A 13957-nucleotide genomic window follows, 5' to 3' on the forward strand; every position below is an offset into this window, starting at 1 on the left:
AGCTTGCCGGTAGTCCACCTCACGCGCGCCGCCAGGTGCTGCCCCCGGCGCCGTCTTCGACGACGATTCCCGCCGCGCGCAGCTGATTGCGGATACCATCGGCGGCAGCAAAATCCCTGCGCTGTTTGGCAGCCATGCGCTCGGCGAGCAGCGATTCGATCCTTGCAGCGGAAATTTCGCCGCCGTCCACCGGCGTTGCCTGCAGGAAGACCTGCGGATCACGCTGGAGCAGGCCGAGCAGGCCCGCCAGCGATCGCAACTGGCTGGCCAGCTGCGACGAGTGGCTGCGGTTCACCTCGGCCGCCAAGTCGAAGAGCAGCGCGCAGGCTTCCGGGGTGTTGAAGTCGTCGTCCATCGCTTTCCGGAAGCCTTGCGCGTGCCGCTCATTCCAGTCGATTGCGACGATTGCCCCCGGAACGGTCTTGAGCGCGGTATAGAGGCGGCTCAGCGCCTGCCGGGCATCGTCGAGGTGACGGTCGGAATAGTTGAGCGGGCTGCGGTAGTGCGCGCGCAGGATGAAGAAACGCAGGACTTCGGGGTCGTATTTCTCGAGAATTTCGCGGATCGTGAAGAAATTGCCGAGCGACTTCGACATTTTTTCGTCATCGACGCGAACGAAACCGTTGTGCATCCAGTAGTTGACGAAGCGGCCGCGATGCGCGCCCTCGGACTGCGCGATCTCGTTCTCGTGGTGAGGAAACTGCAGGTCCTGGCCACCGCCGTGGATGTCGAAGTGCGTGCCCAGCAGTTCCGAACTCATTGCCGAACACTCGATGTGCCAACCTGGCCGGCCCTCACCCCAGGGCGATGGCCAGAAGGGTTCGCCTTGGCGCGCATGTTTCCAGAGCACGAAATCGAGCGGGTCTTCCTTGCCGGCATCGACCTCGACGCGCTCGCCGGCGCGCAGGTCGTCGAGCGATTTGCCCGACAGCTTGCCGTAGCCCGGAAACTTGCGTACCGAGAAGTTCACGTCGCCGCCCGCCGCCCGGTAAGCCAGGCCATTTTTCTCGAGCCGGCCGATCAGTTCGAGCATTTGCGGGATGTACTCGGTGGCCCGCGGTTCATGATCGGGCTTCTCGACGCCGAGCGCCACGGCATCCTCGTCCATGAAACGGATGAAGCGGCTGGTCAACTCGCTGATGCTCTCCTGGCTGGCCAGCGCACGCTTGATGATCTTGTCATCGATGTCGGTGATGTTGCGGACGTAACATACCTCCAGACCGCTCGCGCGCAGCCAGCGCTGCACCATGTCGAAAACCACCAGGACGCGGGCATGACCCAGATGGCAGTAATCGTAGACGGTCATGCCGCAGACGTACATGCGAACCCTGCCGGGAGTTATCGGCACGAATTCCTGCTTCTCTCTGGTCAGTGAGTTGTAGATTTTCAGCATTTTCGGGTTTGCCGTCGTACTCCGCGGCGAGGCGCGCGGAGTGCTTTGGTGTGGACGTGGTTCTTGATAGAATCGCCTGCTTTGGCGACACGTGGCCGTTGCTTGGGCAAGTATATACCAGAACGACTGCCCGATCCTGCCGCCGTCATGGTCGAAGCGCTTGCTGCTGCTAGCCGTCAGACCGCCTGCTGCGCGCGAGGCAGATGCGCAGAGGCTGGCCTTCGCAGCACGGTGGCATCCCCAAAATCGTTACCAAGGAATCGTCCGATGTTCAGAAAACTTCTTCTTGCGGTCTGCGGGCTGCTGACCCTTGGGGCTTGGGCTGGTCCGAGTGTCGAGATGCAGACCAGCATGGGCCGCATCGTGATCGAACTCGATTCGGCGAAAGCGCCGAAGACGGTCCAGAACTTCGTCCAGTACGTCAATGAGGGCTTCTACAACGGCACCGTCTTCCACCGCGTGATCCCCGGATTCATGATTCAGGGCGGCGGTTTCACCGTCGACCTGGAGCAGAAGGCAGCACCGAGAAAGGTCGAGAACGAGGGCAGGAACGGCCTGAAGAACGACCGTGGAACGATCGCCATGGCGCGTACGGCGGATCCGCACTCGGCGAGTTCGCAGTTCTTCATCAATCACCGCGACAACGCGTCGCTCAACTATCCTTCGCCCGATGGCTGGGGCTACACCGTTTTCGGCAAGGTGACCCAGGGCATGGACGTGGTTGACCGGATCGCCAAGGTGGCGACCGGCAACCGCGCAGTGCATCAGGACGTTCCGCTGGAGCCAGTGATCATCCAATCGGTCAAGGTCATTCCGGAGAAAGGAAAGTCATGATCAAGCTGCACACCAATTTCGGCGTCATCGGCATCGAGGTCGATGCCGACAAGGCGCCACTGTCGGCCACGAATTTTCTCGATTACGTGGCGGCCAGACACTACGACAACACCATTTTTCATCGTGTGATCCCGGGCTTCATGGTGCAGGGCGGTGGCTTCGCGCCGGGAATGAAACAGAAAGCGTGCAAGCCGCCGATTCGCAATGAGGCCGACAACGGGCTGCGCAACGAAGCCTATACGGTTGCCATGGCGCGCACCAACGATCCGCATTCCGCGACCGCACAGTTCTTCATCAACGTCGTGAATAACGATTTCCTGAACTTCCGCGCACCCACCGCTCAGGGTTGGGGCTATTGCGTTTTCGGCAAGGTGGTCGAAGGTTGCGACGTCGTCGACCGGATCAAGGCGGTGAAGACGGGCTCTTCGGGCCTGCACAGCGATGTTCCGGTGGAGGACGTGCTCATCGAGCGCGCCGAAATCTGCTGAAACGCCCATCCTCGCTGTCCCGCCTGCTGCGGTGATCCTGTTCATTTCCGACCTGCACCTGGCGCCGCAGGCGCCGGGGGTGACGCGCATTTTCCGGGACTTTCTTGCCGGCCGTGCGCGCGCTGCCGAGCAGTTGTTCATCCTCGGCGACCTATTCGAAGCCTGGCCGGGGGACGATTGCCTGGACGATCCTGAAGAGTCCTTCGCCGCGGACATCGTCGATGCGCTGCGTGCGCTGGTGACCGCGGGTGTCGCCGTCTCGGTGCTGCATGGCAACCGAGATTTTCTGCTCGGAGAACATTTCGCGGCGAGGAGCGGCGCCCGGCTACTTCCCGACCCCTACGTCCTTTCGCTGCCGACCTGGCAGTTCGTTCTGTCGCATGGCGACCTACTGTGCACCGATGATCACGAGTACCAGGCGTTCCGTTCTCTGGCACGTCGGCCCGACTGGCAGTCCGCTTTCCTCGCCCGGTCGCTGGCAGAACGCAAGGCGATGGCGGGCGCTGCCCGCCGGCAAAGCGAATCGGCAAAGCGTGAGAAGGCCGGTTATCTGATGGACGTCAATGCCGGCGCGAGCGACGATTTCCTGCGCGCGCACGGTTATGCCACCATGATTCACGGCCACACGCACCGTCCGGCGACGCATGACCATCTGGTCGACGGCATTCATGTCGAGCGCTGGGTACTGGCCGATTGGCAGGAGACACAAGGCGAGTGTCTGGTCTGGGATGGCCGGACCTTGCGGCGGGAGCGCCTGCACTGATTCCTTTCGCCGCTCCCGGCGCGGCGCCCTGGCGAGGTGTCCGGCGATGACTTCTCCCGCCCGCGAGCTGCTGCGCCGAGTGTTCGGCTACTCGTCGTTTCGCGGAAGGCAGGAGGAAATCGTCGAACAGCTCGTCGCCGGGGGCGACGCGCTGGTCCTGATGCCGACCGGCGGCGGCAAGTCACTCTGCTATCAGATTCCGGCGCTGTTGCGGGCGGGTGTCGGGGTGGTGGTTTCTCCCTTGATCGCGCTCATGCAGGATCAGGTCGATGCCTTGCGCCAGGCTGGCGCCCATGCCGCGTACCTCAACTCGTCGCTGGATCCGCGTACGGCTCTCGAGGTCGAGCGCCGTCTGCTCGGCGGGGAACTCGATCTGATCTACGTTGCGCCGGAGCGTCTTTTCGCCGAGCGCTTCCTCTCCCTGCTCGAACAGCTGGCCGCGCGTCGGCAACTCGCGCTGTTCGCCATTGACGAGGCTCATTGCGTTTCGCAGTGGGGCCACGACTTCCGTCCCGAGTACCTGCAGTTGTCGCAATTGCACGCGCGCTTCCCGGAGGTGCCGCGCATCGCGCTGACGGCGACTGCGGACCAGCTGATGCGGCAGGAAATCATTACCCGCCTGCGGCTCGAAGAGGCGAAGCTGTTCGTCGCCAGTTTCGATCGGCCCAACATCCGCTATGCGGTAGTCGAGCGCGACAACCCGCGCCGGCAACTGCTCGGCTTTCTCGCCGCTCGTCCGGGGGCGGCCGGGATCGTCTACTGCCTTTCGCGCCGCAAGGTCGATGAAACGGCGATCTGGCTGAATTCCCAGGGAGTTGCCGCCCTGCCGTACCACGCCGGATTGAGTTCCGGCGAGCGGCAGCAGCACCAACAGCGCTTTCTGCGCGAGGACGGCCTGGTCATGGTGGCGACGATCGCTTTCGGAATGGGCATAGACAAGCCCGACGTTCGATTCGTCGCTCATCTCGATCTGCCCCGTAGCCTCGAAGCGTATTACCAGGAAACCGGTCGTGCCGGGCGCGATGGTGAAGCGTCGGACGCCTGGATGACCTACGGCCTCAATGACGTGGTGATCCATCGGCAGATGATCGAGGAATCTTCGGCACCGAGCGAGCAGAAGCGCGTCGAACGGCAGAAACTGGACAGCATGCTCGCCTACTGCGAATCGGCACACTGCCGGCGCGTGCTCCTGCTGCGTTATTTTGGCGAGGATGCCGCCCCGTGCGGCAATTGCGACGTGTGCCTCGACCCGCCGGGGCTCTGGGATGGAACGGTGGCCGCGCAGAAAGCGCTGTCGGCCGCGTTGCGCAGCGGTCAGCGCTTCGGTGCAGGCCACCTGATCGACATTCTGCGCGGCAAGAGCACCGACAAGGTGAGACAGTTCGGCCACGACCGACTGCCGACCTTCGGCGTCGGCGTCGAGCTCGACGAGATCGGTTGGCGCTCGGTCTTTCGCCAACTGCTCGTCCGCGGCGTGCTCGAAGCCGATGCCACGGCCTATGGAGCACTGAAACTGACCGCCGAAGCTCGCCCGATCCTCAAGGGCGAGGTCAGCCTTTCCTTGCGGCGGCGAAGCGAGCGGCCCTCGGGCCGGCCGGTGGCAAGGCCGCCGGCGCCAGATCGACTCGAGCGGGTCGGGGATTTGCCACTGGTCGCAAAGCTGCGCGCCTGGCGCAGCGAAAAGGCCCACGAGCAGGGAGTGCCGGCCTACGTCATCCTGCACGACCGCAGCTTGCACGAAATCGCTGCGCTGCTGCCCGTGTCGACGCAGGACTTGCTCGCCGTGCCAGGGATCGGCGTCGCCAAGGCCGAACGCTACGGCCGGGAGTTGCTGGCGATCGTCGCCGGCGCATCTCGACAGACCGGATAGGGGTGGAGTCGGTCGAGGCCGATGCTCTGCCCGGAAGGCTGCACGATGCGTACGTGTTCGCGGCGCAGTTCGCGGGCGTGGCGCAGCCCGCAGGAGTGGGCGATCATCTCGATCTCCCTGTTCATGTTGCGGCAGTACGCGGCGACCCGTCGCGCCTTGTCCTCGACGACCAGGCCGCGTTGCAGGCGCGGGTCGTGCGTCGTGACGCCGGTTGGACAGGTGTTGCTGTGACAGCGCAGGGCCTGGATGCAGCCGAGCGAGAACATGAAGCCGCGTGCCGTATTGACGAAATCCGCGCCGGCCGACAGTGCCCAGGCGACGCGCGCCGGGGTGACCAGTTGGCCGGCGGCGATCAGCCGGATGCGCTCCTTGAGGCCGCTGGCGAACAGCGCATCGGCGACCAGCGGCAGCGCTTCGTCGATCGACAGCGCCATGTGATCGGCCAGCGCCTGCGGTGCGGCGCCGCTGCCGCCCTCGCCGCCGTCGATGGTGAGAAAGTCGGGTGCGGCGCGTGGACCGCGGCGCCGGATCGCTGCGGTCAGCTCGTGCATGAAGCGTTCGCCGCCGATCGCCGTTTTTACGCCCACCGGTTTGCCGGTTACTTCCCGCACATGCTCGATCCGGTCTAGCAGTTCGTCTACGTTGGCGATGTCGTGATGACGGTTCGGGCTCAGCGAATCGCGTCCTTCGGGAATGCCGCGAATTTGCGCGATCTCGGCGGTTACCTTGTTGCCCAGGAGAACGCCCCCCTTGCCGGGCTTGGCGCCTTGCGACAGCTTGATTTCGAAGGCGCGCACGGTCGCCTGCGCAGCCAGTTCGCGCAGCCGCTGATCCGAGAGTCGGCCATTTTCGTCGCGCACGCCATACTTAGCGGTTCCGATCTGAAAGATGAGGTCGCAGCCACCTTCGAGGTGGTACGGGGAGAGACCGCCTTCGCCGGTATCGAGCCAGCAGCCGGCTTCCGCCGCGCCACGCGAGAGGGCGAGCACGGCGGGTCGGGAAATCGCGCCGAAGCTCATCGCACTCACGTTCACCAACGACCTGCCGGCAAACGGCGTCCGGCAATAACCCTCGCCAATCACCACCGGCGGTGTCTCTTGCTGCTCCTCTTCGAGGACGGGGAATGGTGCGTTGGCGAATACCAGCGCTCCTGGTTCATGGATGCGGTAGGTGGAGCCGAAACCGATGATGCCGCCCTCGTTCTTGGCCATGCGGTATACCCAGCTGCGGGTCGCGCGGTCGAAGGGCATCTCCTCGCGGTCGCCGAGGAAGAAATACTGTCGGAAATATTCGCCCAGCCTTTCGAAGACATAGCGCAGATGACCGACCAGTGGAAAATTCCGCAGTACCGCGTGTTTCTCCTGGGTGACGTCCTGCACGTACAGATAGACCAGGCTGCCGGCGAAGGCAAGGGCAAGCAGCACGCCCAAAGCAACGAACAGCAGGTCGAGCACTCGATACCCCCTTCGGTGTTAGAATCGGACGAGTCGATTCCTAGTGTACGAGATTTGTCATGACTCTTACAGCCATGCTCGATGCCGAGATCGAGCGCAACGTTGCAGCCGCGCTTGCCGAGGATGTCGGCAGTGGCGACCTCACCGCGCGACTGGTCCCCGCCAGCGAAATCGGGCGTGCCACGGTGATCGCCCGCGAGCACGCGGTCCTTTGCGGCGGCGCATGGTTTACACGCTGTTTTGCCAAGCTCGACACGACAATCACCGTAGCCTGGAAGGCGACCGAGGGTGAGCGCGTCTGTCCCGGTCAGACGCTGTGCGAAATCGAGGGGCATGCGCGCGGGCTGCTCACCGGCGAGCGCAGCGCGCTCAACTTTCTGCAACTACTCTCCGGCGTTGCCACTCGTGCCCGCCAATACGCCGACCTGGTGGCGGGTACGCGGGCGCAGGTGGTCGATACGCGCAAGACGATTCCGGGCCTGCGCCTGGCGCAAAAGTATGCCGTCCGCTGCGGTGGCGGGGGCAACCACCGTCTCGGCCTCTACGACGGCATCCTGATCAAGGAAAACCACATTCTCGCCGCCGGCGGCATTGCTGCTGCTCTGCGCGACGCGAGGCAGGTTGCCGAGAGTGCGGCAGGCACTTGCCAGTTCGTTCAGATCGAGGTCGAGAACCTGGACGAGTTGCGCCAGGCACTCGCCGCCGGCGCAGAGATGATCCTCCTCGACAACATGGGTCTCGACGAGATGCGCGAGGCGGTGGCGATTGCCGCCGGCCGTGCCGTGCTCGAGGCGTCGGGAAACGTCGGTCTGGACACCGTGCGTGCGATCGCGGAGACCGGGGTCGATCGCATCTCGATCGGTAGCCTGACCAAGGACGTGCATGCGCTTGATTTGTCGATGCGCTTTCGGAGTTAGCGCCGCGGCGCCGCGTGCTTCTGCGGCGGAGCTGCACCAGGGACGAGAGAGGGTGGTCCGATGCTGTTCATTCTTTTTTACGTGGTGGCGATCGCAATTTTGATCATGCACTTCACCGGCCTTCTGGCCCGGCACAATGCCGAATGGCTGGTGCTCGTGCTGGCCGTGGCGGTCTTTCCGGCGGTCTATTTCCTGCCGCTCTAGACACTCGGCTGGCCGCCCGCTCGCTGCCATGGCGACGCGGGAACGGGCCAGGGCGTCGTCGGATCAGCCAAGCTGCCGCGCGATGAAGCGTTTCACTTCCTCGACGCTGACATCCATCACGGTGACTCGTTGCGGCAACTTCTCGATGCCGTGCAGGGCCGCGGGCCGCTCCGGTTTCCTGCCCAGCGCCTCGACCATGGTTTCCTCGAACTTGGCGGGCAGCGCCGTTTCCAGGATGACCATCGGCATTTCGGCCGTCCGCCACTCGCTGCCGACCTTGAGCCCATCGGCGGTGTGCGTGTCGATCATCAGGCCATAGCGCTCGAAGGCCCCACGGATCGTCGCCAGGCGATCGGCATGTGTGCTCCTTCCCGAGACGAAGCCGAATTCGGGTAGCCGGGCCAGGAAAGGAGTGCCGGAAAGGTCGAAGCCGCACCCTGCATCGACTGCGGACCAGAGCGCGCGGATCACGGTCGGGTCGCGACCAACCAGATCGAAGACGAAGCGCTCGAAGTTGGAAGCCTTCGAGATGTCCATCGACGGACTCGAGGTGGCTGCGGTTTCGCTGGTGGCGCGCGGGCGGTAGACGCCGCTGCGGAAAAACTCGTCGAGGACGTCGTTCTCGTTCGTTGCCAGGACCAGACGGCCGATCGGCAGCCCCATCATGCGCGCGATGTGGCCAGCGCAGATGTTGCCGAAATTGCCGGAAGGAACGGCGAAAGCGACCTGCCGATCATCGTCGCCGGCGTCGCTGGTGGCGGCAAGATAGCCCTTGAAGTAGTAAACGACCTGCGCGGCGACGCGCGCCCAGTTGATCGAGTTGACCGCGCCGATCCTGTACCTGGCCTTGAACGCCCGGTCGTTGGCCACCGCCTTGACAATGTCCTGGGCGTCGTCGAACGTTCCACGTACGGCGATATTGTGGATGTTGGCGTCGTGCAGCGAATACATCTGCGCGCGCTGAAACGCGCTCATCCGTTCGTGCGGCGAGAGCATGAACACCTGCACGCCTTGCTTTCCGCGCATCGCGTATTCGGCCGACGAACCGGTATCGCCCGAAGTGGCGCCGAGAATGTTGATTTCTTCGCGCTGCTTGGCCAGCACGTACTCGAAAAGATTGCCGAGCAGTTGCATGGCCATGTCCTTGAAGGCCAGGGTCGGTCCGTTGGACAACTCGAGGATCGCCAGCCCGCCCTCGCCGCGTGCCGGGTCGGGCGCTTCCAGCCAGTGCAGCGGCGTGATCTCGCCCGCCCGTTCGCGGACACGGCCGTTGCAGTAGACCTCGGCGGTGTACGTCCTCCGGAGCAGCTCCTTGAGGTCGTCTGGCGGGATGTCGTCGATGAAGCGGGAGAGCACCTCGTAAGCGAGTTCGGCATAGGACAGCGCGCGCCATTGCTCGAGTTCGGATCTGCTCACCTGCGGGTACGATTCGGGCAGGTAGAGACCACCGTCCGGCGCCAGACCGCCGAGCAGGATTTCGCTGAAGGTCGGACCCGAGGGATTCGTGTTGCTGGCGGACTGGCCGCGGGTCGAGACGTAGCGCATGGCGTTAACCGTAGACGTTGAGCGGAAGATTGACGAACAACCGACAGTCTACCACGCTCTCCCGCCAACGCCCGGGCGCGGGCGGCGGACCGCGCCGGGAGAACTCAGCCGGTGACGACGCGATTCTTGCAGGCGCGTTTGGCAGCGTAGGTCGCCGCATCCGCCCGCAAGAGTGCTTGTTCGAGCGATTCGCCGGCTTGCTGGACAACGACGCCGGCGCTGAAGCTGAGGACGATATCCCTGCGCGGCACGGCGCGTACGGCGAGTTGCCGCTGAAAGCGGGAAATCGCCGCCGCTGCCTGGTGCAAAGCGGTGTCGGGCAGCAGGAGGACGAACTCCTCACCTCCGAAGCGACAGAGGATGTCCGACGGGCGCAGCGCTGCGCGCAGAACCTGCACCAGATGGACCAGTGCTTCGTCGCCCACTTGGTGTCCTTCACGGTCGTTGAGGCGTTTGAAGTCATCGAGGTCGATCAGGGCCAGGGCCAGTGGGTTGCCGCTGCGTCGGGCGCGTGCCGATTCGCGCTGACAGGCCTCGGCGAAGCCGCGCCGGTTGAGGGCACCCGTCAGGGTATCGGTAAGAGCAGCCGAATGCGCTTCCGCCAAGGCATTCTCGAGATCGGTGATGCGTGTTTCTGCGGCCAGCAAGTCGAGGAAAACCTTTTCCACCTCGGGTACGAGAAGACGGCGCAAGGGCGGATGGTGGATACGCCCCCCGATCGTCAGCGGGAGCGCGCACTGCGCCGCCAGAACGGCCGTTGCCTGGGGCGGGCGCCGGTGCAGGCGGCGTGACGCGCGCCGCGAGGAATGGACCAGAGTAGAGTCGTCGTGCTTGAACATTTTGCTGGCTCCGTCAACGATGCTGGTGAGAGCTGATCATAGTGTTGGCAACGGACGATTGCGGAAGATCTTTAAGTTTTTTCTTCAAATGACCTCTAGGTCGTTGTTCTCATGCAATACTTGCCAGTATCCCCGCCGCCGCGTCACAGTCGACGAGAGGATGGGAACGAAGGAAAGCGATGCCACCGCCGCTGGCGAGACGTGTAACCGGCCTCTCGGCAAAGTCGAGAACTCGGGAGCTGGCGTCCCGTGGGCACGATTCCGCGGGTGCCCGGCTGAACCGTCCTTGCTCCGGGCCGACGTCAGCCTGCCCCCTGCTCAATTGCCGATGTGCATCTGGTACTTGGCGCCGTTGGCGAACGAACAAGTCCCCGCTCCCTGATAAGGCGTGTTCATCTGATACTCGCAGGACATGTACATGCCGCCTGGACTGTAGGCGCTTGCCACACCCCTCTTTTCCTCGTTCGAGACGCGCGTCGCTTCGCCGCTCAGGACCTCGCCCAGGTAGTTGACGACGAAACGCCCTTTCCCGGTCATCACGTTGGTGACGGTGCCATTGATGACTCCGGTTTGCGTCGCCTGCTCGTTCGCCGGGTAGAGCCTGACCGTGAGCGTCGCCGCCGTGCTGGCGGCGGCCACCGGGATGCCGGGGGGTGGCAGCGGGTAATTGCTGTAATGAACGGCGCCGTCCGGACCCGTTACCGGTACGACGTAACAGCCGGATACGCCGATGATTGCCAGCAGCAAGGCAGTAATGCCATGCCGACGGCTCGGATTTTCTCTCTGTCGCATGAATTCCTCCCGTAGATGAGCTTCCGGATCGACACCGTACAAGAGAAAGTATAGTAGAGACGGCCGGCTGGCCTTCTTCATTTGCAGTTGACCCGAGCGGATTCCGGGAGCAGTCTGGCCCGTACTCGGGCGGTGCCGGCGGGGTGCCGGCAAGCCCGGCAGGAGGAGGGCGGCTCGTGCCGAAGTGGTGTCTTCCGGAGTCGACCGGGGTCAGCCCGACGATTCGCCTGTTCCCGGCGCAGTAAGGATGCAGGTCCATGGCCAAAGGATCAAACCCCGCTGCGCGGTTGCGCATTCCGCCTCCTTGCTTCCGCAGGGGTGAAGCGTGGTGTCTGAACTTGCCGAGTGTCCAGTGGTCGCAATGTTGGCGAGATTCCAAATTCACAGCACGCGACATCCGGAGTAGCATTGGCCGTGCCACTTGAGGCAACTGCTCGCCGGCCGGCTGTTCGCCAGCCCGTGGCAGGGTTTTTGGAGGCGGCGCGACGACTTCGCAAGGAGCCGTCGTCGGCCGATGGACGGTAACTCGGATCGGGAGGGGTCATGAATCTGCTTTCCAAACATGTCATCTGGTGGTTCCTCGCTGCTATCGGCGCATTCTCGCTTGCCACGGTAGCCCTCTCACGCGGCGAAACCATCAACGCGTTGTGGATCGTCTCGGCGTCGGTTTCAATCTATCTCGTCGCCTATCGCTACTACAGCCTGTACATAGCGGACACGGTGATGCAGCTCGACCCGACACGGGCGACCCCGGCAGTTCGTCACAATGACGGGCTGGACTACGTTCCGACCAACAAGTACATCCTGTTCGGCCATCACTTCGCGGCGATTGCCGGTGCTGGACCGCTGGTCGGGCCGGTGCTGGCGGCGCAGATGGGTTACCTGCCGGGAACGCTGTGGATCATCTTCGGCGTGGTGCTTGCCGGTGCAGTACAGGACTTCATGGTGCTGTTCGTGTCGACCCGCCGTGACGGGCGGTCGCTTGGCGATCTGGTGAAGACCGAGCTCGGCTTCGTGCCGGGAATCATCGCCCTGTTCGGCACTTTCATGATCATGGTGATCATCCTCGCCGTTCTCTCGCTGATCGTCGTCAAGGCGCTCGCGGACAGCCCGTGGGGAACATTCACCGTTGCCGCGACGATTCCGATCGCCATGTTCATGGGCTTGTACAATCGCTTCATCCGGCCTGGAAAGGTCGGCGAAATCTCGATCGTCGGCTTCGTCCTGCTGATCGCCGCGATCATCGTCGGTGGTCAGGTCGCTGAGAGCGCGACCTGGGGCCCGCTCTTCACATTCAGTCCCAAACAGCTCACCTGGATGCTGATCGTCTATGGCTTCGTCGCTTCGGTGCTGCCTGTGTGGCTGCTGCTGGCACCGCGTGACTACCTGTCGACCTTCCTGAAGATCGGCACGATCGTCGGTCTGGCGCTGGCCATGGTCGTCGTTGCGCCGAACCTGCGCATGCCCGCGGTTACCCAGTTCATCGACGGTACGGGGCCGGCATGGTCGGGTAACCTTTTTCCGTTCATTTTCATCACCATTGCCTGTGGTGCAGTGTCCGGTTTTCACTCGCTGATTTCTTCCGGCACGACGCCGAAACTGCTCGACAACGAGAAGAACGCCCGCATGATCGGTTATGGCGGAATGCTGATGGAGTCCTTTGTGGCGATCATGGCACTGGCGGCCGCTTCGGTCATCGATCCGGGCGTCTACTTTGCGATGAACAGCCCGGCGGCGATCATCGGCAAGACCGTCGAAAACGCCGCGCAGGTCATTTCGCAGTGGGGTTTCGTGATCACGCCGGAAGCGCTCGTGCAAACCGCACAGGATGTCGGCGAAAATACCATCCTCTCGCGCGCCGGTGGCGCACCGACGCTGGCTGTGGGCATGGCGCACATCTTCTCGCAGATCTTCGGTGGTCAGGCGATGATGGCCTTCTGGTACCACTTCGCAATCCTCTTCGAAGCGCTGTTCATCCTCACGGCCTGCGATGCCGGGACGCGTGCCGGACGCTTCATGTTGCAGGATCTGCTTGGCACGTTCGTGCCGGCGCTCAAGAAGACCAGCTCGTTGCCGGCCAACCTGATCGCCACGGCCCTCTGCGTTGCCGCCTGGGGATACATCCTCTATCAGGGGGTCGTCGATCCGCTCGGCGGTATCAACAGTCTCTGGCCACTGTTCGGGATTTCCAATCAGATGTTGGCTGGCGTCGCCCTGATGCTGTGCACGGTGGTGTTGTTCAAGATGAAGCGCGAACGCTATGCCTGGGTGACCATCGTGCCGACCTGCTGGCTGCTGATCTGCACGCTGACCGCCGGCTGGGAGAAGGTATTCAACGCCAATCCGAAGATCGGATTCCTGGCGTTGGCCAACAAGTTCCAGGCGGCCCTCGACAAGGGCGAACTGCTCGCCCCGGCGAAGAGCGTCGAGCAGATGCAGCAGATCGTCTTCAACAACTATCTCGACGCGGTGCTGGCGATTTTCTTCATCTTCGTCGTGGTTGCCATTCTGCTCTACACCATCATCGCCTGCCACAAGGGCTGGCAGGAGGGCAAACCTACCAGCCGCGAGTTGCCGTACGAAGCGATTCCGGCCGGCAAGGCCTGATGCTTGCGCGGCAGAATCTGATTCGCGGCTTCCAAGCAGATGTTCAACGATCTCTCAAGGTTCGGCAAGTATCTCGGGCAGGCCGCCAGGCTGATGGTCGGCCTGCCCGATTACGAGACCTACGTGGCACACATGCGCACCACCCACCCCGAGTTGCCGGTGATGACCGAGGTCGAATTCTTCCGCAATCGCCAGGAAGCGCGTTACGGCACGGGGCGGTCCGGCGGCTGCTGTTGATCGCACCGTCACGC

The 13957-nt window shown here is 63.4% G+C and carries 13 protein-coding genes; 8 read left to right on the forward strand and 5 right to left on the reverse strand.

Annotation, left to right across the window (positions count from 1 at the left end; genetic code table 11):
* Positions 1-19: 19 nt before the first annotated feature.
* On the reverse strand, positions 20-1393 hold the full coding sequence (gene cysS / locus NFV80_RS15255) for a cysteine--tRNA ligase (RefSeq protein ID WP_295329999.1): 1374 nt from the start codon (positions 1391-1393) through the stop codon (positions 20-22).
* 267 nt (positions 1394-1660) lie between these two features.
* On the opposite strand from cysS, the gene NFV80_RS15260 reads away from it, so the two are divergent.
* The 4 genes from NFV80_RS15260 to recQ are packed head-to-tail and all read left to right on the forward strand — an operon-like array spanning position 1661 to position 5348.
* Complete coding sequence (locus NFV80_RS15260) at positions 1661-2227, forward strand: peptidylprolyl isomerase (RefSeq protein ID WP_295330001.1); 567 nt, start codon at positions 1661-1663, stop codon at positions 2225-2227.
* On the forward strand, positions 2224-2715 hold the full coding sequence (locus tag NFV80_RS15265) for a peptidylprolyl isomerase (protein WP_295330003.1): 492 nt from the start codon (positions 2224-2226) through the stop codon (positions 2713-2715). The genes NFV80_RS15260 and NFV80_RS15265 overlap by 4 nt, the downstream gene beginning before the upstream one ends.
* Before the next feature lie 31 nt (positions 2716-2746).
* Complete coding sequence (locus NFV80_RS15270; RefSeq protein ID WP_295330005.1) at positions 2747-3478, forward strand: UDP-2,3-diacylglucosamine diphosphatase; 732 nt, start codon at positions 2747-2749, stop codon at positions 3476-3478.
* A gap of 46 nt (positions 3479-3524) precedes the next feature.
* Positions 3525-5348 carry a DNA helicase RecQ gene (recQ, locus tag NFV80_RS15275; RefSeq protein WP_295330007.1) on the forward strand — a complete coding sequence of 608 codons (1824 nt, stop codon included), beginning with the start codon at positions 3525-3527 and terminating at the stop codon, positions 5346-5348.
* On the opposite strand, the gene NFV80_RS15280 is transcribed toward recQ, so the two are convergent.
* Positions 5294-6802 (reverse strand): FMN-binding glutamate synthase family protein, encoded by a 1509-nt coding sequence (locus tag NFV80_RS15280; RefSeq protein WP_295330008.1) that lies wholly within the window; start codon positions 6800-6802, stop codon positions 5294-5296. The genes recQ and NFV80_RS15280 overlap by 55 nt on opposite strands.
* Before the next feature lie 59 nt (positions 6803-6861).
* Between NFV80_RS15280 and nadC the strand changes: the two genes are divergently transcribed.
* Positions 6862-7719: a carboxylating nicotinate-nucleotide diphosphorylase gene (nadC, locus tag NFV80_RS15285; protein ID WP_295330010.1), complete on the forward strand. Its 858-nt coding sequence runs from the start codon at positions 6862-6864 to the stop codon at positions 7717-7719.
* Positions 7720-7779: 60 nt separating this feature from the next.
* The gene (locus NFV80_RS15290) at positions 7780-7923 is read left to right on the forward strand and encodes a hypothetical protein (RefSeq protein ID WP_295330012.1); all 144 of its coding nucleotides are present in this window, start codon (positions 7780-7782) and stop codon (positions 7921-7923) included.
* 63 nt (positions 7924-7986) lie between these two features.
* Here the strand turns inward: NFV80_RS15290 and thrC are convergent, their stop codons facing one another.
* The 3 genes from thrC to NFV80_RS15305 all read right to left on the reverse strand — a co-directional run bounded on the left by thrC (position 7987) and on the right by NFV80_RS15305 (position 11099).
* Positions 7987-9468 carry a threonine synthase gene (thrC, locus tag NFV80_RS15295; protein WP_296759227.1) on the reverse strand — a complete coding sequence of 494 codons (1482 nt, stop codon included), beginning with the start codon at positions 9466-9468 and terminating at the stop codon, positions 7987-7989.
* Between the two features lie 104 nt (positions 9469-9572).
* Positions 9573-10307: a GGDEF domain-containing protein gene (locus NFV80_RS15300; protein ID WP_295330016.1), complete on the reverse strand. Its 735-nt coding sequence runs from the start codon at positions 10305-10307 to the stop codon at positions 9573-9575.
* Positions 10308-10625: 318 nt separating this feature from the next.
* Positions 10626-11099, reverse strand: coding sequence for a hypothetical protein (locus NFV80_RS15305; RefSeq protein WP_295330018.1), 474 nt, complete (start codon positions 11097-11099; stop codon positions 10626-10628).
* A gap of 543 nt (positions 11100-11642) precedes the next feature.
* Between NFV80_RS15305 and NFV80_RS15310 the strand changes: the two genes are divergently transcribed.
* Entirely contained in the window at positions 11643-13706 is a 2064-nt protein-coding gene (locus NFV80_RS15310) for a carbon starvation CstA family protein (RefSeq protein WP_295330019.1), read from the forward strand.
* Positions 13707-13745: 39 nt separating this feature from the next.
* A complete protein-coding gene (locus NFV80_RS15315) occupies positions 13746-13943 on the forward strand; it encodes a YbdD/YjiX family protein (RefSeq protein ID WP_295330021.1) in 198 nt (65 codons plus the stop codon).
* The last annotated feature ends 14 nt before the right edge of the window (positions 13944-13957 follow it).

Source organism: Accumulibacter sp., assembly GCF_023806565.1.
GTDB lineage: Bacteria > Pseudomonadota > Gammaproteobacteria > Burkholderiales > Rhodocyclaceae > Accumulibacter.

Coding starts and splice junctions, on each gene's coding strand:
- cysS (WP_295329999.1), bottom strand. CDS start 1,393: ATGCTGAAAATCTACAACTCACTGACCAGAGAGAAGCAGGAATTCGTG.
- NFV80_RS15260 (WP_295330001.1), top strand. CDS start 1,661: ATGTTCAGAAAACTTCTTCTTGCGGTCTGCGGGCTGCTGACCCTTGGG.
- NFV80_RS15265 (WP_295330003.1), top strand. CDS start 2,224: ATGATCAAGCTGCACACCAATTTCGGCGTCATCGGCATCGAGGTCGAT.
- recQ (WP_295330007.1), top strand. CDS start 3,525: ATGACTTCTCCCGCCCGCGAGCTGCTGCGCCGAGTGTTCGGCTACTCG.
- nadC (WP_295330010.1), top strand. CDS start 6,862: ATGACTCTTACAGCCATGCTCGATGCCGAGATCGAGCGCAACGTTGCA.
- NFV80_RS15290 (WP_295330012.1), top strand. CDS start 7,780: ATGCTGTTCATTCTTTTTTACGTGGTGGCGATCGCAATTTTGATCATG.
- thrC (WP_296759227.1), bottom strand. CDS start 9,468: ATGCGCTACGTCTCGACCCGCGGCCAGTCCGCCAGCAACACGAATCCC.
- NFV80_RS15300 (WP_295330016.1), bottom strand. CDS start 10,307: ATGTTCAAGCACGACGACTCTACTCTGGTCCATTCCTCGCGGCGCGCG.
- NFV80_RS15305 (WP_295330018.1), bottom strand. CDS start 11,099: ATGCGACAGAGAGAAAATCCGAGCCGTCGGCATGGCATTACTGCCTTG.
- NFV80_RS15310 (WP_295330019.1), top strand. CDS start 11,643: ATGAATCTGCTTTCCAAACATGTCATCTGGTGGTTCCTCGCTGCTATC.
- NFV80_RS15315 (WP_295330021.1), top strand. CDS start 13,746: ATGTTCAACGATCTCTCAAGGTTCGGCAAGTATCTCGGGCAGGCCGCC.